Origin of the sequence: Thermincola ferriacetica (genome assembly GCF_001263415.1) — a bacterium.
In the GTDB taxonomy this organism is placed as follows: domain Bacteria; phylum Bacillota; class Thermincolia; order Thermincolales; family Thermincolaceae; genus Thermincola; species Thermincola ferriacetica.
In genome coordinates, this window is sequence record NZ_LGTE01000020.1 from 25426 (window position 1) to 41731 (window position 16306).

Annotated in this window: 18 protein-coding genes; 2 read left to right on the forward strand and 16 right to left on the reverse strand. The window is 44.7% G+C overall.

Annotation, left to right across the window (positions count from 1 at the left end; genetic code table 11):
* Nucleotides 1–91: 91 nt before the first annotated feature.
* The 7 genes from ndk to Tfer_RS11935 form a co-directional block, all read right to left on the reverse strand.
* Nucleotides 92–541, reverse strand: a complete 450-nt coding sequence (ndk, locus tag Tfer_RS11905; protein ID WP_052218603.1) for a nucleoside-diphosphate kinase — start codon at nt 539–541, stop codon at nt 92–94.
* 30 nt (nt 542–571) lie between these two features.
* A complete protein-coding gene (gene ftsH, locus Tfer_RS11910) occupies nt 572–2512 on the reverse strand; it encodes an ATP-dependent zinc metalloprotease FtsH (RefSeq protein ID WP_052218604.1) in 1941 nt (646 codons plus the stop codon).
* 78 nt (nt 2513–2590) lie between these two features.
* Nucleotides 2591–4006: a tRNA lysidine(34) synthetase TilS gene (tilS, locus tag Tfer_RS11915; RefSeq protein ID WP_052218605.1), complete on the reverse strand. Its 1416-nt coding sequence runs from the start codon at nt 4004–4006 to the stop codon at nt 2591–2593.
* A gap of 120 nt (nt 4007–4126) precedes the next feature.
* Nucleotides 4127–4813, reverse strand: a complete 687-nt coding sequence (locus tag Tfer_RS11920; protein WP_052218606.1) for a hypothetical protein — start codon at nt 4811–4813, stop codon at nt 4127–4129.
* Between the two features lie 122 nt (nt 4814–4935).
* Nucleotides 4936–7368: a stage II sporulation protein E gene (spoIIE, locus tag Tfer_RS11925; RefSeq protein ID WP_052218607.1), complete on the reverse strand. Its 2433-nt coding sequence runs from the start codon at nt 7366–7368 to the stop codon at nt 4936–4938.
* A gap of 133 nt (nt 7369–7501) precedes the next feature.
* Nucleotides 7502–8059, reverse strand: coding sequence for a hypothetical protein (locus Tfer_RS11930; protein ID WP_013119117.1), 558 nt, complete (start codon nt 8057–8059; stop codon nt 7502–7504).
* 16 nt (nt 8060–8075) lie between these two features.
* Nucleotides 8076–8675: a hypothetical protein gene (locus tag Tfer_RS11935; protein ID WP_052218608.1), complete on the reverse strand. Its 600-nt coding sequence runs from the start codon at nt 8673–8675 to the stop codon at nt 8076–8078.
* Nucleotides 8676–8856: 181 nt separating this feature from the next.
* Here Tfer_RS11935 and Tfer_RS11940 point away from each other — a divergent pair, with 181 nt between their 5' ends.
* Complete coding sequence (locus Tfer_RS11940) at nt 8857–9195, forward strand: hypothetical protein (protein ID WP_052218609.1); 339 nt, start codon at nt 8857–8859, stop codon at nt 9193–9195.
* Nucleotides 9196–9198: 3 nt separating this feature from the next.
* Complete coding sequence (locus tag Tfer_RS11945) at nt 9199–10599, forward strand: phosphoglucomutase/phosphomannomutase family protein (protein ID WP_052218610.1); 1401 nt, start codon at nt 9199–9201, stop codon at nt 10597–10599.
* 53 nt (nt 10600–10652) lie between these two features.
* On the opposite strand, the gene Tfer_RS11950 is transcribed toward Tfer_RS11945, so the two are convergent.
* The 9 genes from Tfer_RS11950 to Tfer_RS11990 all read right to left on the reverse strand — a co-directional run bounded on the left by Tfer_RS11950 (nt 10653) and on the right by Tfer_RS11990 (nt 16285).
* A complete protein-coding gene (locus tag Tfer_RS11950) occupies nt 10653–11561 on the reverse strand; it encodes a hypothetical protein (RefSeq protein WP_052218611.1) in 909 nt (302 codons plus the stop codon).
* A 162-nt stretch (nt 11562–11723) separates the two neighbouring features.
* Nucleotides 11724–12605, reverse strand: a complete 882-nt coding sequence (locus Tfer_RS11955; RefSeq protein WP_052218612.1) for a Ppx/GppA phosphatase family protein — start codon at nt 12603–12605, stop codon at nt 11724–11726.
* Between the two features lie 56 nt (nt 12606–12661).
* On the reverse strand, nt 12662–13030 hold the full coding sequence (locus tag Tfer_RS11960) for a S1 RNA-binding domain-containing protein (protein WP_013119108.1): 369 nt from the start codon (nt 13028–13030) through the stop codon (nt 12662–12664).
* 118 nt (nt 13031–13148) lie between these two features.
* Nucleotides 13149–13553, reverse strand: coding sequence for an FtsB family cell division protein (locus Tfer_RS11965; protein ID WP_013119107.1), 405 nt, complete (start codon nt 13551–13553; stop codon nt 13149–13151).
* Nucleotides 13553–13786 (reverse strand): helix-turn-helix transcriptional regulator, encoded by a 234-nt coding sequence (locus tag Tfer_RS11970; RefSeq protein ID WP_013119106.1) that lies wholly within the window; start codon nt 13784–13786, stop codon nt 13553–13555. Before Tfer_RS11970 ends, Tfer_RS11965 begins: the two co-directional genes overlap by 1 nt.
* Nucleotides 13787–13992: 206 nt before the next feature.
* Entirely contained in the window at nt 13993–14499 is a 507-nt protein-coding gene (gene yabQ / locus Tfer_RS11975) for a spore cortex biosynthesis protein YabQ (protein ID WP_083436934.1), read from the reverse strand.
* 42 nt (nt 14500–14541) lie between these two features.
* On the reverse strand, nt 14542–14829 hold the full coding sequence (yabP, locus tag Tfer_RS11980) for a sporulation protein YabP (protein ID WP_013119104.1): 288 nt from the start codon (nt 14827–14829) through the stop codon (nt 14542–14544).
* A gap of 120 nt (nt 14830–14949) precedes the next feature.
* Complete coding sequence (locus Tfer_RS11985; RefSeq protein ID WP_052218614.1) at nt 14950–15909, reverse strand: SpoIID/LytB domain-containing protein; 960 nt, start codon at nt 15907–15909, stop codon at nt 14950–14952.
* A 115-nt stretch (nt 15910–16024) separates the two neighbouring features.
* Complete coding sequence (locus Tfer_RS11990) at nt 16025–16285, reverse strand: RNA-binding S4 domain-containing protein (protein ID WP_052218615.1); 261 nt, start codon at nt 16283–16285, stop codon at nt 16025–16027.
* Between the last annotated feature and the right edge of the window lie 21 nt (nt 16286–16306).

Sequence of the window (16306 nt, forward strand, 5' to 3'; positions counted from 1 at the left end):
AAAATAAGCAAAAAAATTCCTTCGGAATGAAAAAATTCAAAAACAAGTAGATAAGCTCAATTAAAAAAGCAGGCATTTGCCTGCTCTATATTTACTCGTAAATCCAATCATCAAGCACCTTTTTATATTCACATAATTCGCTCTCGGTAAAGTAAATGGCGATTTCCCTGTTGGCGCTATCTATTGAATCTGACGCATGAATTACATTGCGCCCCACTTCAATGGCATAGTCGCCGCGAATCGTCCCAGGTCCGGCATTGGCTGGGTTGGTTGCCCCATTCATGGCACGGGCAGTAGCCACGACGTCTTTTCCCTCTAAAACCATAGCCACTACCGGGCCGGAAGTAATGTAACTTACTAACCCTTCAAAGAAAGGTTTTCCTGTATGTTCGGCATAATGTTTTTCAGCCATGGCCCGGTCCATCTGCAGCATTTTAAGGCCCACAATCTTTAAGCCTTTCCTCTCGAAACGGGTAATAATCTCGCCAATTAAATTGCGCTGAACTCCATCAGGTTTAATCATTACATAGGTTCTTTCCATAATCTGATCTCCTCCCGGGTATCAATTTTCTTACTCCGTTCTGTCCGGCGGCAACTTATCAGCAGGTTCTTCGGTTTTCTCAATCGAATTGAAGGCATTTTTTTCATCTTCCGCCGGAGGAACGGCCTTATCTTCGACTTTGGGCGTGCCGTTAATGTTTTTACCCTCTATCAGGTTGGCAAACTCTTCTGCATCCAGCGTTTCTTTTTCGATGAGAGTATTGGCAATCAAATGCAGCTTATCCATGTTTGCCATGATAATCTTCTTGGCTTTTTCATAGCAGTCCTCAATAATATGCCGTACCTCTTTATCAATTTTGAAAGCAATTTCTTCACTGTAATTACGGTCTCTGGCGATATCCCGGCCCAGGAAAACCTGTTCCTGGCGCCTGCCCAAAGTCAATGGACCTATTTCCTCGCTCATTCCCAATTCCATGATCATTCTACGTGCTATTTCCGTAGCCCTTTCCAAATCGTTTTGGGCGCCGGTACTGATTTCGTGCAGAACCAGTTCTTCAGCCACTCTACCGGCCAAAAGCATAGCAATCTGGTCAAGCAACTGGGATTTAGTCATGTAGTAACGGTCTTCCTTGGGGAGCAACAGTGTATAACCGCCGGCTCTTCCCCTTGGAATAATCGATACTTTATGCACAGGGTCTGTATTGGGCAGCAGGTAACCAACCAGTGCATGGCCGGCTTCGTGAAAAGCAACCAGTTTTTTCTCTTTATCGCTAATAACTTTGGATTTCTTCTCAGGACCTGCCACTACCCTTTCGATGGAATCCTCCAGTTCTTCCATCCCTATTTTCTTTTTATTGCGCCTTGCGGAAAGCAGGGCAGCCTCGTTCACAAGGTTAGCCAGGTCGGCTCCGGTAAAACCTGGCGTTCTTCTGGCCAGAACGCCGAGGTTAACACTTTCATCCAGGGGTTTACCCCTTACATGCACCTGCAGTATTTCTTCCCGGCCCTTAACATCAGGGGAGTCAACCACAATCTGCCTATCAAAACGTCCCGGTCTTAAGAGCGCCGGGTCCAGGATGTCGGGCCTGTTAGTAGCCGCAATAATTATAATTCCTTCGTTGGGACTAAAGCCGTCCATCTCAACCAACAACTGGTTAAGAGTTTGTTCTCTTTCGTCGTGGCCGCCTCCCAGGCCTGCGCCTCTTTGCCGGCCTACAGCGTCAATTTCGTCAATAAATACTATACAGGGAGCGTTTTTTTTGGCCTGTTCAAACAAATCCCGAACACGGGAAGCGCCCACACCAACGAACATTTCCACAAAATCAGAACCACTGATGGTGAAAAAAGGCACTCCGGCCTCGCCGGCAACAGCCCTGGCCAATAATGTCTTGCCGGTACCGGGCGGGCCGTACAATAATACTCCTTTAGGAATCTTAGCCCCTAATTCGTTAAACTTCTTGGGGTATTTTAAAAATTCAACCACTTCCTGCAGTTCTTCCTTAACCTCGTCAGCGCCTGCCACGTCGTCAAAAGTCACCCGTTTTTTCTCATCAGTATGTAAACGGGCCCGGCTTTTCCCAAAAGACATAACCCGGTTGCCTCCGCCCTGGGTTTGGTTCAGCATAAAAAAAATCAAACCGATAACCAGCAGGATAGGTAAAAAATTAATAAACAGACTGGACCACCAGGGGGGTTTGGGAGCTGGAATTACCTTTACAGAAATTCCTTTATCTCTAAGAAGCTTCGTTAGTTCCGGAACTTCAAAAACCGAAACGGTGGAAGAATACTCTTTTTTGTTATCTTTGGCCAGCTTGCCCTTAACACGGGCTATTTCCTCCTCGGACTGAATTTCTGCAGTCAGAATATTGCCACGGGCAATCTCCGTGTAAAGCTGGTCGTTGGTGAGCTCTTTGATCTCATCTTGCGTTGGTTGTGTATACTTGATGATGGCTACAGCAAGTACCACTATAAGCAGATATATACTAAGGTTCTTGAAAATCCTGTTCAACAAGTTCACTCCTCTCGGCCGATACAGTCAAGGGGACACGATACCTAATAATTTTAGCATAATTTTTCAGCCATTTCAATTTTATGAATCCATTTCATCAATAATTTTTATAATTAATACTGTTCGGGTAGACTCCGTTATCTTCCATCTTTCGTCAATCCGCAGACGACCTACGCATACAATATCGTCGCCCGCTGTAATTACGGGATACCTGTCCCTCTCTGCAACAGGAATTTTCAAATCAATAAAAAAATCCTTCAGCTTTTTGGTACCTTTCATGCCCAGGGGCTGAAACCTGTCACCCGGTCGCCGGTTCCTCACCCGCACGTCGCCATGCAGCCTGTCATAATCAACTGCATGGGCCTTTAAACCCTTATCAATTCCATGGGCTTTTGCGTCCATGTTGTATGCGGCAATTTGTTTGACATCCGTGATAATTGTCAACCCTGCTTCAGGAATTATCGTCCGGCCGGGTACTTTAAGTTCGTGGTCATATTCGATTTGCGCGGGCTCATATTTGGCGGTAATAATTGCCGAATTATAGGTTTTTTGGGCCACAACACCTTTGGGCAATTCGATGTAACCCGAAGCAGGCCCGGTCTTTAAAAACTCCAGCAAGTTTTCAATATTTGTGTACATGATGTCCCGCGCGGAACCCGTTACGGCTTCCCACGCCTTTATCAGTATTCTTCTCTGAACAGCCCTGGGCCATTCCCAAAACCTATCAAGTTCAAACCGGATTTCTTCAGTTCTTTCCCCCACACCAAGCAATTGCCATGCTTTTTCTGCTTCCCGGCAAATAAATTCATTATCATCCCGGGCAATCTCGCTGAAGCGGGCTATAGTTTGCACAATTTTCGGATTAAATTCCTTTTGCAAGAAAGGAATAAGCTGATTTCTAACCCTATTGCGCAGGTAAATATTTTTCGCGTTGGAAGCATCGAACCGTACCGGCAAGTCAAAATACCGGCAATAGTTTTCTATTTCCTGCCGGGAAACTTCTATCAACGGCCTGATGTATTTACCTTGTCTTACAGGCGGTATGCCCGTTAACCCCGATACCCCGCTCCCCCGGAGAAAATTCATTAAAACCGTTTCCGCCTGATCATCGGCATGATGCCCGGTGGCTATCCGATTGGCGCCTACCTCATCCGCAAGTTTTTCAAAAAAAGCGTAACGTATATACCGGGCCCCCGCCTGGGCGGAAACGCGGTGTTCCGACAGGTAAGCCGGCACATCTATCCTTTCTACCGTACAGGGTAAACCAAGCTTCTCCGCCAGGCGGGCCACACTGTTCGCATCAAGCTCAGCCTCCTTACCCCGAAACATGTGGTTGAGGTGGCCGATATGTATGGTCAACCCGAATTCTTTTGCCAGCCGGGTCAATATATGAGCCAAAGCCACAGAATCGGGGCCGCCGGAAACACCAACCACAACTTTGTCACCGGGCTCAAGCATTTTGTATTTGATAACAGTGGCTTTTACCTTTTCGTACATCCGGAATACTCCTCATCCCCAGATCATCCTTTAAGTTAACCGTGTTCTGATACATCCATTGAATTTCGACACCATAAAGGTTTTTCCTGCCTACGTAAAGGCCGAAAATCACGTAAAAATCTAAAAATAAGTGTATATTATACTACCGAGAAAAAGTAAAAAGGAAAAAATCCCAACAGCATTGACAACAATTTGAGTCTTCGCAGTTTCCAGGGACGTATCCTGTTTCAGCCCGTCTTTGCCGGAATCATAGTTCAACAGCCACCTGGTTTGTTCATTTTCCAATCTCGCCAGGTTCTTACATGGCTGCAATTCTGTAAAATCCACAACTACTAATTTTGCCTGCCCGGAGTCAACAAATATACTGGCCGGGTGCAGGTTTGTAAATTCCCATCCGGCAGATTGTAGTTTATGCAAAAAAGAACTTAATTGGTAAAAAAGCCAGCCCATCTCCCGCTCCCGCAAAAAGGGCAGTAAACTGCAAAGTCTTTCGCCGCAAGGCACGTCCATGACATAAAACCGGTAATGCCTTTTCGCCAGCAAAAAATCGTCCAGAATATAAACTTGAGGGATAAGCCCTGTTTGCCGGATATTTTCCTTCTTGTTTAAATCCCGGATTATCTTGAATTCATAGGAAAGATCAGGTATAAAGCCAGAAACTTTCAGGGCAAAAAAAAGACCCGTTGGCAATGCCTGTACCTTGTACAATTCCCACTTCGTATTTACTTCTATAATGGCTTTAACGATAAATCTGTTTCCCGTCCACCGGCCTCTAACTATATCACCGGGCTTAAGAATACTGTCCACTTTTGTTCCTCCAAAATTCTTGCTATGTCTATTTTTCCCATATTTTGGTTGCGTATACGGTAAAAAAGGTGCAAACCACTCAATCGTCCGGTGGTTTGCACCTTTCAAAAATTTGCTGCAGTTCACTGAACGGGTCCGGCGGCAACCTCGGCTACCAGAACAGTCATATCATCATCACTTAACCCGCCGGCATTTTTTATGGCCCGGTTTAAAATCAGGTCTGCAATATTCTGGGGGTCGGTGGTAATAACAGACTGCACAAGGGTCACTATCCATTCTTCTTTATTGGCGCTGTCTTTATGAGAATCAAGAATACCATCGGAAACCATTATTACCACCTCCCCGGGTTGCAAATGATGTTCAATACATTCTACTTCAATGTTATTTAAAATACCTATCGGCAAGGAGGAGTGCCTGACCACATCTACCCGGTCAGCTCTCTTTATGAAACTTGGCGCCGCGCCGATTTTTATAAACTCTGCTTTACCCGTATACTGGTCCAAAATCGCCAGGTCAACTGTGGAAAAAGTCTCTTCCGGTGTTCTGAGCACCAATATGGAGTTTACAGTTTTCACCGCCAGATTTTTATCGAACCCCGTTTCCAATAACTGTTCCAAGAGATCTATAGTGGCGCTGCTCTCCATGGCGGCTTTTGCGCCTACTCCCATACCGTCGCTTAACACGAGCGCCAATTTGCCATCCCGTAATTCAACCGTCGAACAGTTATCGCCGGAAACGATGCCGCCGTTCTTAGCCGCTTTGGCCATACCAATATTGACATCAAATGTTCTGGCCGGGTGCAGTTTAAACTCGCAAATTGACTCTCCCGTTTTCCTGGCGCAATAGTTGTTATTGAATACTGTCATACGCTGGCCCAATATTTTAGAAATAATAGGGTTAATTTTTTTTGAACAATGCATCTTGCCGCCACAGGAAGGGCACCATACATTAACTTCCAGCCGGCCGTCCCCAAGGGAAACAACTGTTAAATCCATCACCGACTGTCCGCTCTTAGCTAATTCACTCTTTAAAATAGCTTCAATGTCTTCCTGCATCTGTACGTCCAGCCGCACTTCATTCGCCAGGTTGCTTAAAATGGTGGCTATACCTTGCAGTTGGCCCGATACAACTTCTCTGCTCTCCGCCATTTTTCGTTTCCAATAATGGTTGGTTTTATAGTTTTCATACAGGCAATTGATGGTTATAGCCAGTTCCTTAAGCCGGATACACCTCTTTTGCAAGTCCGTGGGTATGTGTTCTTCAGTCACCCTGGACTTTAACTCCAAAACAGCCAGCAAATCCATTATATTTTTGTAAGTTTTATAAAACTCCGATTCCCAGCAAATTCGGTAAAGGGAGCAATCAGCACAAACTTTTCCGGTAATTCCGTTAAATAACTGCTGCAAATCATCTTCACCGGAGGTTTGCAGGTCACTGGATACCTGTTCGATAGTCTTGGCAACTTCGGAAAACACCCGGCCAAAATCTCTTATTTTCCGCGCGCTGTAATTTCTAATACGTTGGTCCCTGGCGCTTTTCACCGGTTCCCCAAAACTTACCCGGGCAATAGTACGCAGCCGGTGCAACCCTTTAACGGGGAAAACCAAAAGCAAGGCTACCGCCGCTAAACCTTCGGCCAAAGCAGATGTTATGGAAGCAGGTCCATTAAAATATACAGATAAAAGTATGTTTCCCAGCAAAAAACCCAGGGCAATGCCAATGCGGCCAAAATGGCGAAAAATTCCCGCTAATAGCCCGGAAAAAGCATAATACCCCATTAAGCCCGGCACAACCAGGGACGTTAAACTGGGAACGGCGCCGGCCAATGTACCTGCTGCGGCGCCCCACCCCGGCCCACCGATAAAAACAGCCACCAGAACAATGAAAGAACTAAAGGCCCTCTGCACATTTACATAGGCCGCCTGCCATCCGTTGAGACCTGCCAGAATACCTACCAATGCGCAAACAATAAAGAGCCGTTCTTCCCGCTTAAAAGTCCGCACCGTTTTCAATTTCAGTAACGGAGCTGCCCTAAAAAATATATAAGTTAAACCTGCGGCCAGAGCAGCCTCAAAAAATATGGTTAAATACCTGTATAAATCGGCCCCTTGGTAGGCAAAAACACCTGTTTTGATTATGGTTGTGAGGCCCAGGACTACCGCTGAAGGACCGTACCGCAACTGGCGGAACCTCAGGTGGTATTTTCCCAACAAAAGGTAAATTAATGCCGTAGCCCCGAAGGTGGCCGCCAGGTTACTGCCCTGTAATACAGTTGTGTAACCTGCCAGGGCCAGGATAGCGCTCAAGAGCCCGTATTCAGGGAACACAGCGGTAATACCGGCCGCAAAAGCGATACCAAAGGGAGACAATTCTCCAAATAAAAGGGTACGACCGCACAAGAAAGCCATAATAATAATAGGCAGGGTTTCCACAGAACAGAGATACCGGGCCCTGTTCGCAAATACCTTCAACGATGGTACTGAAATTTTAAGGGGCTTGTTTACAGACTTTTTGTTATCTGCCCTTTGGAAAGGGTAAATATCTATTTTTTCCATGGTTCCCACCTGATGTACTTTTTCTATTATTATACAAAAGGTTGCTGCAGAAGCTTGTCAGCATTGGTAGAAACAAAAAAAAATTGTTTCGACAAGATACAATTTTTCTCTCACCCAGGCATCAAAAAAGGCCCTAATATAACGGGCCCGTATTGCCATGTTGCCACTTTGTGTCTTTTGCTGTCATTTCAGAGGCAGACCGGGCATCAAGCATTAACACAAGAAAGCCTTTAACAGTCCGCTCGTTGACAGCTTTCAACTCACAATCGTGCACTTTTAAAATCAACGGCATGGAACTGTAGTTGCCCCGGTCAGTCTGCACAAAGGTGTGAATCGAATCTTCCCATGACCAACTGTATTCCCAGCCGGTCTCGCTATTTCGGTCAAGCTTTTGCTTTTCCTCGCACTCCTCAAGAAAACCTCCGTTTAAAAATTGCAAACTTTCAAAGAAACAGCAAGAAGAAACCCGTTCGTCTTCGTTCAAGCTCATCGGACTGTCTACATCGGCCCCACAATAGTTCAGGCAAATCCGGTAAGTCCCTTCTATTTCAATTTCCTCCTTATGATAGACCACCGAACTTAAAGTGGGCTCCACGGAAAAACTTGCAATTTCTTTTATACCAGGTAAATTGTCAGGAACTCTTAACGTCAGAGGAATACGGGGAAACGGCTGCTTCAGCGGATAGGCCAAAAAAGATTCCTCCTTTTTAAATACTGATTTGCCACCACTTATAATTGGGGAGAGACGGTGTAAACGGCTCCACCCTTCTTATAGCTGCCGACCTGCTTTGCAAGGCTCTTTTTTTTTGCAAAACTTGCACTTTTTCTGTGAGAGCTTCAACTTTTTGCATCATCTCGTTTAAAAGCACAGGAAAGTCTTTGATATCAGTTTTCCACAAGTAATCTCCCGGCCTTTCTTCAAGGGCGGTTTTCTCGTTGCTCACCCCATAATGAAGAAGTTGAAATTTTCCTGCCCGCCTTTGAAAGCGGTTTCTTCCAAGAACTTTTACCTGAATCTTTTTCTGAAACAGGTCAACTTTATCTGTTTTTAAATAATAAACACCCTGACCTCTCTTTCCCGGTTGTAGTTTTCCTACCAGTTCCTCTTCGCCTTCCAAAGTCTGCACGGCCAGCCACCGTTCCAATATCATACCATTCCTGTTGTAGGTTCGATATATAATTTCCCCCGTCACTCCATCTAAGTGAACATCCAGTTTTCCTTCCGGCGCCGAACCTGCGGTCTTAGCTTCGGGGCTCGTCAGGAAAATTCTACGAAAGGAGTAACCCGGTCGTGTACTATTTTCCATATCCACCTTCCTTTCAATTCCGCTTGGTCGTTTCATCTACTCAGTTTATTACTAATATATTTTTTTCCATAAAAATACGTGCCTGTCAAATCCCTGCAAACACAGAACGGTTCAAAGCAATCCAATACCTTCTCGTTTGCTTCATACATATAATGAAACAGCCACAAAGGAGGAATCATAAATGGGACTTTTCACCTGGCTGCAAAAACTGGCATCCCGCCCTATACGCAGTTATGATAGGGCTGGGCCTTCCGCAACAAACAAGGATAAGGCAACAGTTACTCTACCCTGTTTAGAAATCAGTCTGGAAAGGAATTATAAATCCGTTGTGCCGCATGAAGTTTCCATATTTGTTCCCCGGGCCGAATTTCGGAAAGTAACCGAAGAAGCAGGAAAAAAAACCAGTTGGGAAGTAATATTAAACAGTATCACCATAGTACACGCACCGAGGCACATTCCCTTAGGGGGAAGCCCTCAACATGCAAAAGCGAAAGAAAAACCGACTAGTCAAGGAGGCTAACCTATGGAAATTAAATTTGGCACCGATGGATGGCGGGGAGTAATTGGATACGATTTTACTGCTGTCAATGTTTCCCTGGTTGCCCAGGCGCTGGCAGATTACCTGCTTTCCCGGCACACGCAACCTTTGTGCGTAATAGGCTATGATACTCGGTTTATGTCCGATATTTTTGCCAGGGAAATAGCCCAGGTACTGGCAGGGAACGGGATAAAGGTGCTGTTGGCGGAAAAACCCGTTACCTCGCCTGTTCTTTCTTTTGCAACCAGGGAACTGGGAGCAGCAGGCGGCGTAATGGTTACTGCCAGTCACAACCCACCCGTTTATAACGGCATCAAGTTCAAAGGTCCTTACGGAGGCTCGGCTTTGCCGGAAACAGTAGCCGCCATAGAAGATAAGCTTTCAGCCCGCGTGATTAGCCGGGCCCCTGCAAATACCTCTAATATTGAAACCTTTAACCCTGAAGAAAAATATATAAATCACCTCATGACCCTTGTAGATATTAATAAAATTATAAACTCCGGAATAACGTTTGCCGTTGACCCTATGTACGGTTCGGCACAGGGTTATTTCCAACAGATTTTCGCAGCCTGCCCCACCCTGGTGCAGGAGATCCACAGTGAAATCAACCCTTCTTTTGGAGGAATAAATCCTGAACCTATCTCTAAAAACCTCGGGGAATTGTCCAACCTGGTCAGCTCACAAGGCTATACTTCCGGTCTGGCGCTGGACGGTGATGGGGACAGATTGGGTGTAATTTGTTCCAACGGAATGTTTATGAACTCCCATCAAATATTTGCTTTGTTACTAAAATACCTGGTTGAGTTTAAGAATCTTAAGGGAGCTGTAGTGAAGACCTTCTCTACATCCGGCATGATTGATTTATTGGCTGCATCATATGGCCTGGCTGTACACGAAACCCCAATCGGCTTTAAATATATCTGTGATTTATTTTTATCGAAAGATATATTAATTGGCGGAGAAGAAAGTGGAGGTATCGGCATTAAAGGTCATTTACCGGAACGCGATGGAATACTTTGCGGTTTGCTGCTCTTGGAATACATAGCCGAAACAGGCCAACTCCCGGAACAATTGTTACAAACTCTTTTTAACCATATCGGGTCCTATTATTACGACCGCAGGGACGTGCCGGTAACTCCCCAGGCTAAAGCCAGGTTCAATGATGCAGTATTGAACAATCCCCCTGAAACGATAGCCGGTTTGGCAGTTACGGAAATAAAAACCTTGGACGGTATTAAATTCTGTTTTGCTGATAAGGGCTGGCTGCTCTTCAGGTTTTCAGGCACCGAACCCCTGTTAAGGCTATACGCCGAAGCCAGTTGCCCGGCACAGGTTCAAAAGCTTTTACACGAAGCCCAATTATTAATTGATAACATAGAAAAATAATCACCGGCAATTAAAGCAGGCGCCAGGTATAATCGCCCTGACGCCTTAAATTTTCAGCTCCCTTCTTCATTTTTGCCGGTCTCTTGTTTGTCCGGCGGGATTGTTTGTTTTTTCGGAAAAACCACCTCCCCGCTTTCAGGGTCTATATGTACCAACCAGTAACCATAATGGCCTTTTTCATATTTCTGGCCCGGGAGCGGCTGCCAGTAAACATATCCGCTGCTCCCCCCGTCTGGTTGGTCCTCCGCACAGAACCTGCCTGGTATACCGTGCACCAGGTAGTCTACTGTCCCGTCCGCATCGTAATGCAGCCCAATTAGCTGGTGGCCCCGGAAAACCGGACCTGTCTCCAACCCCGGTGGGTAAAAAGGCTTTTCAGTTTTCTTACCCGGGTTATCGGCTTTCGGTTTATATGCCTCTTCAGCTTCTCCTTCATTAAAAAAATGGCTGGGATAAAACTTCCACCAATGATGGTTTGGCATGGCGGTTCCGAAGGGCTCCACTTTTTCTATGTTCAGTCCGTCAAAAGACTCTGCTATATGCAGTTCCAAATCCCCAGCCAATATTATTTGCCTGTCTTTGGCAGCGTTCCCCACACTTACCAACAGCACCTGCGAAAAAGCATCGATCTTTAACCCAGTTCCTTTGACGTTTTCGGCGTTAAACTCCCAGCAGCCTTCTCCGTCACCCTGGCTATCCACCTGCAACGTACCAATTTTAACTGGTTTTCGCCGGCCCCTGCCAATAGAATGGAGCCATAGCTCATATAATTTGGGGAAATCTTCTCCCACCTGTTCTGATTTCAGATTTTTTAACTGCACCGACAGCCTTCCCCGATTGCCGGAAACGTCAATCTGTACATAGCCCTGCGGCTTCCTCCGGCGGCTTACAGCAGCCCCCTCTCGTTTCCTTTTCAAGATACTGATGTATTGGCTGAACCTGGATTCAGGGAGGCCCCTCATGAACATCCTCCTTTATCAAGGTGAATCCCTTACCTACTTAATCCTTTTTTAAATATATGCACGGAAAACATAAATCTTAACAATCTTTATAAAAAAGTACAAGTCCGACTCCATTTTGATACTGCCAAGGACCAGCCAAATTTTGAGGTTAGTTGGATAGTTCTAAGGGTCGGAATAAAAGTAATCATATGCCAACCCGTACATTATATCGGTTTCACTAATAACAATTTCCGGAAGTCGGAGTTCAGACAATATAACCTCCAAAATAGCGATACCGGCCAAAATAATATCCGCTCTTTCGGGCTGTAGACCTTTTACCTGCCGTCTGGCATGCAAGTCCATAGCAGCTAGCCACTCCCCAATTTCTGTTATTCTTTCCAAAGACAGCCGGTATCCGTGGACCTTTTCCGGAGAATAAACGGCCAGTTTCTGGTCTATAGCCGCCAAAGTAGTAGCTGTCCCCCCTATACCCACAGTATTGGAAGGTAAGTCCTCTTTTACTTTGTCTAAAACTGGCTGTAAAATTCTATATATCACACCTTTCGTACTCTTCATTTCTGTCATACGTACGGCTCCGACCTTGGAACTGGTATAATTAACCCCGTTCTGCGATTCCCAGATAAGTTCCGTACTCCCGCCGCCGATGTCGATAACCAGGGGATGTGCTAGTTTTTGTGGCAGTCCTTTAACTACCCCCAGGTACCCCAGGCGAGCCTCTTCTTCACCGGAAATTACTCTGATTTGCCATCCCAGTTCCCTTTTCACTTTATCCAGGAAATACTCTTTGTTGGAAGCTTCTCTGACAGCGCTTGTAGCTATTAAAATAACTTTTTCTACGCCCTGTCCGGAGCAAATATCTTGAAATTCCCGCAGCGCCTTGACGGTCCTGACAATTGCTTCCTCCTGCAAGCAGGTAGAAGCCGCCATCCCCTGGCCCATGCGGGTAGTAACCAGGTAGGACCCTCTGACCAGCAGTTCCTGTTCTTTTGTTACTATTAACATGCGTACAGAATTGGTTCCAATGTCAATAACCCCTAATTTCAAAAGAAAACACCCCCGCAAAAATCGCCAAAATATAAAAGCATCCTTGCGGATGCTTCTTATCTTCTCCTGCCACGGCCACCCCTTTTGGAGTCAAGGCTGCGCCTAAGGTCCTGCTGCCGTTCATCGCTATCCTTCATAAATTTGGTAATCATATCTTCAAAAGACGCGCTGTATCGTTTTTCATGCTTTGGCTTGGGATTGGCCTGTTTGATGGACAAACCGATCTTTCCGTTTTCAATGGCAATAACCTTAACTTTCACTTTGTCTTTGTCTTTAAGATAATCCTTGACATCCTTAACGTAAGCCTCGGCCACTTCGGAAATGTGCACCAGGCCCGTTTCTCCTCCGGGTAGTTCCACAAAAGCTCCAAAGTTAGTAATGCCCGTTACAACTCCTTCTAAAATGCTACCAACCTCGATGGCCATTAATACGCAATGCCTCCTTAAGTTATAACAACAGTTAAAAAAGCAGTCATCGAGTAACCATACTCCACACATATAGTAGAATTATAAACTCAAGTTGAACCTTAGTCAAGATGACTTTTTAATGAACTTCAATATTTTTTCTTTCTTCTTCTGTTATCTGTTTCATATCCTTGGGTTTTACCTCCAGAATAAGCTTTTCACCCGGTTTTACCAAACCCAGCTTTTCTCTTGCCGCATGTTCTACCCAGGATTGAGATTCCAATTTATTAATCTGTTTTTTCAACTCCTCATTTTTCTTTTTCAATTGTTCCATTTCCTGCTGAATCTCTTTTACTTCCCGCTGGACATTATAAGTTTCGGCCATTTGTCCGCCAAAAGAGTAAACGGCAAAACCCAAAGTAATCATTAATACTATTCCCGGCCCACCAAGTTTAAAATGTTTTTTCTTCTTTTTCAGAGGCGGGTTGTGTACGGGCAAACTTACTACCCTGGCCTGTCTTTTTGCTTTTGCCGATAATACCATTAAGCTTCACTCTCCTCTTCATCAGAACCAAAAAGCCCCAATGAATCCCCCGGAATAACAATAACTACCTGATAACCTTTATTCCTGGCACGGTTCAAAAGAGTGGCCACTGTACTACTGGTCAGACCCAATTTAGCCCCAATCTTTTCATTCGAGTAGCCCATCTCTTTTAAAGTAACAACTTGCCGTTCTCTAAAGCTTAACTTTTCGGCGCCTCTTATTTCAATTTGCATAAACTCACCTATTCCAGCCGACCCGGTTATCGACAGGTTATCGACAAGTTATCGACTAGCTATATTTATTTATCCACAGTTTGTCCACAATATGTGTATAATTTTAGTACAAGATTTGTACAAGTTTAGTATTAGCGTTTGTTATTCTACATTTAGCTAATTTTTCCTGCCTGGTTATATAAAATTTAGTAAACTTAATAAAATTTTTACGGAGGGGGATCCTTTTTTTCACCTTTAATCGTCAGTCTGGATAAAATACGCCGGATACCTGTTTTTATAGAAATTAGAAGAGAACCAATTAATCCTACAGGTATAAGCACTACTCTCCTAATTAAATTTACTGGGTAACCGACTATCCGGTACAAAAAAAGAACCACTTTAACTATTTCTAGTTTTATGGTTCTTATTGCCTTAATTATCAGGAGGATAGTTTTAATGACCCTTGAACTGAATATTTTCAGATATATGGTACTACCCAGCAGCAATCCAATAAAAACATATAGCCGTATTTCTCCCCAGTTTCCCAACAGCAGAAAAAGGAAAATAATAAACGTGCTAATTATCCAAAATATCAGGTCTCCCAAATGAGTAATTATCTTTTTGGGCCTGATTACCCCCCGGGCCACTCTGTAAAAATCAAACAATAACCCTAACAAAAAGCCCCCACAAACAGTGACTCCGAAAGCGAATAATTGGGTTGAAAGATTCTGCATTTCTCCACCCTTTCAAATTTTTATGCTCTAAGCCATAACTTTTTACTTTAAAATCCGGTCCAAAAGGCCTTTACTCCACCCGCGGCTGCGGCCAGCCTTTTCTTCATCGTAATCCACCGATTTAATCAACCCAGCTACTTCCAGCCTTCCTTCATCTAAGTTTAACTGGGTTATATGCAGGTTCTGCCCTTTCAGCAGCAGTTGGCCCATTTTGGTATCCAATACAATTTCTTCTTCGTCAAAACTGGCCACGTGCTCTACTCCTTCGACCACAAGCTGTTCTCTGTTGATCATCGTCATTTGGTATTTAGTTCCTCTGTCGGCGTTCATCCGAAAACCTCCCCACAGCATTTCTAAACTACTTCCATAATTATGCTGCGGCGTCCACAATTATACCCAAAAAACGCTAAAAGAGCATGTTATTCAAATAACATGCTCTTTTAGGTACTCCTACTTCCACATTTTATCAATAGTTATGTCCCGGAAGTAAAACCTGATAATATCTTCCGGGCTTTTACCCTGCTCGGCAAATTTCCTGGCCCCCCACTGGCACATACCGACACCGTGGCCATAACCCTTGCCGGAAACTACCAGGTTATTACCCTCTACTGTGAATTTGTTCAGGAAAATAGACCTCATTTTATCGTTACCCAAGGCCAAACGAAGCGCAGGGCCACTGACCACTGTATTACCTATCCTGAGAGACTCAGCCCGCCCTGACGGCCCCCATTTGATAATTTTTACATTACTGCTGTTCAGCGGGCCCGGGTCTTTCCCGGTAACTTCTTTTACTGCCCCCCTTACTGACGCTAAAGGGAACCGGATAGTCCATGATTTATTTTCTGGGACGGTGATATTTATACAACCGTCTTTTACGCCGGCCTTTATATATGGAGTTTTTTCTTTATGATAGGCCAATCCTTCAGCGGCGGAAGCTGATTCTCCCCCGTCACAGGCGCTGAACCAGGCATTGATATATTCTCCTTTATACCTGATTACTTCACCTCTCGTCATTGCCACCGCTTTTCTTACATTATCATTGATCTTGCTTGCATCATAGGCCTGGAATTCCTCCACGCTGGTAGAAGCATCAGCTTTATGCTGCGGTACCCCGCCTTTCGTTTTTATCTGTTTCATGGTGAAGGTTCTGGCTAAAATGGCCTGGGCGGCAAGGGCATTAACCGGCCAGGATGTATCCATTTCAGCTGCCACTACCCCCTGGATATATTCTTCTATGGGGATTCGTTTCCTTTCGCCGGTTTCATTTATATATAGCGTAATTGTCGGTTCCTTGCCCACTTTTTTAGGTTCAAAGGGTTTTTTAGCTTTTGGCGGACAGCCGGAAAAAAGCAGAGTAATTATAATGCCTAAAACTAAACATAAACCTTTTTTATTTTTCGGCAGTTTCATAAAACCCCTCCAGTATTCAGTATTTTTACTGAATTATTGTTTTCTGGAGTGGGGATTTTATAAGTGGAAAGATATGACAAAAATTTTTAGGTATAGGTAAGTAGGCGCCAAAAAGCTATTGAATTATTCTGATTTCCTCGAGAACCTTGTAAATTTCTTTGGCCTGGTATGCCCTGACGTTTTCAGGGGTATCCAAAATTTCCACCTTTATTCTTTTGGCGCCAAAATCCAAGTCCAAGATATCTCCCGGTTTAACATCGGTACCGGGTTTGGCCAAACGTTCGTTTACCTTGGCCCGCCCGCTGTCACATACTTCCTTGGCCAACGTCCGGCGTTTTATAATCCGGGATATCTTTAGAAACTTATCCAGCCGCACCAAATCATCTCCCTGATGCAG

Bases quoted from the DNA above. Each gene is read 5' to 3' on its own strand.
- Tfer_RS11965 (WP_013119107.1), bottom strand. From the start codon at position 13,553: ATGGTATTATCGGCAAAAGCAAAAAGACAGGCCAGGGTAGTAAGTTTG.
- Tfer_RS11945 (WP_052218610.1), top strand. From the start codon at position 9,199: ATGGAAATTAAATTTGGCACCGATGGATGGCGGGGAGTAATTGGATAC.
- Tfer_RS11935 (WP_052218608.1), bottom strand. From the start codon at position 8,675: ATGGAAAATAGTACACGACCGGGTTACTCCTTTCGTAGAATTTTCCTG.
- tilS (WP_052218605.1), bottom strand. From the start codon at position 4,006: ATGTACGAAAAGGTAAAAGCCACTGTTATCAAATACAAAATGCTTGAG.
- Tfer_RS11985 (WP_052218614.1), bottom strand. From the start codon at position 15,909: ATGAAACTGCCGAAAAATAAAAAAGGTTTATGTTTAGTTTTAGGCATT.
- Tfer_RS11950 (WP_052218611.1), bottom strand. From the start codon at position 11,561: ATGAGGGGCCTCCCTGAATCCAGGTTCAGCCAATACATCAGTATCTTG.
- Tfer_RS11960 (WP_013119108.1), bottom strand. From the start codon at position 13,030: ATGGCCATCGAGGTTGGTAGCATTTTAGAAGGAGTTGTAACGGGCATT.
- yabQ (WP_083436934.1), bottom strand. From the start codon at position 14,499: ATGCAGAATCTTTCAACCCAATTATTCGCTTTCGGAGTCACTGTTTGT.
- yabP (WP_013119104.1), bottom strand. From the start codon at position 14,829: ATGAACGCCGACAGAGGAACTAAATACCAAATGACGATGATCAACAGA.
- Tfer_RS11940 (WP_052218609.1), top strand. From the start codon at position 8,857: ATGGGACTTTTCACCTGGCTGCAAAAACTGGCATCCCGCCCTATACGC.
- Tfer_RS11970 (WP_013119106.1), bottom strand. From the start codon at position 13,786: ATGCAAATTGAAATAAGAGGCGCCGAAAAGTTAAGCTTTAGAGAACGG.
- spoIIE (WP_052218607.1), bottom strand. From the start codon at position 7,368: ATGGAAAAAATAGATATTTACCCTTTCCAAAGGGCAGATAACAAAAAG.
- ndk (WP_052218603.1), bottom strand. From the start codon at position 541: ATGGAAAGAACCTATGTAATGATTAAACCTGATGGAGTTCAGCGCAAT.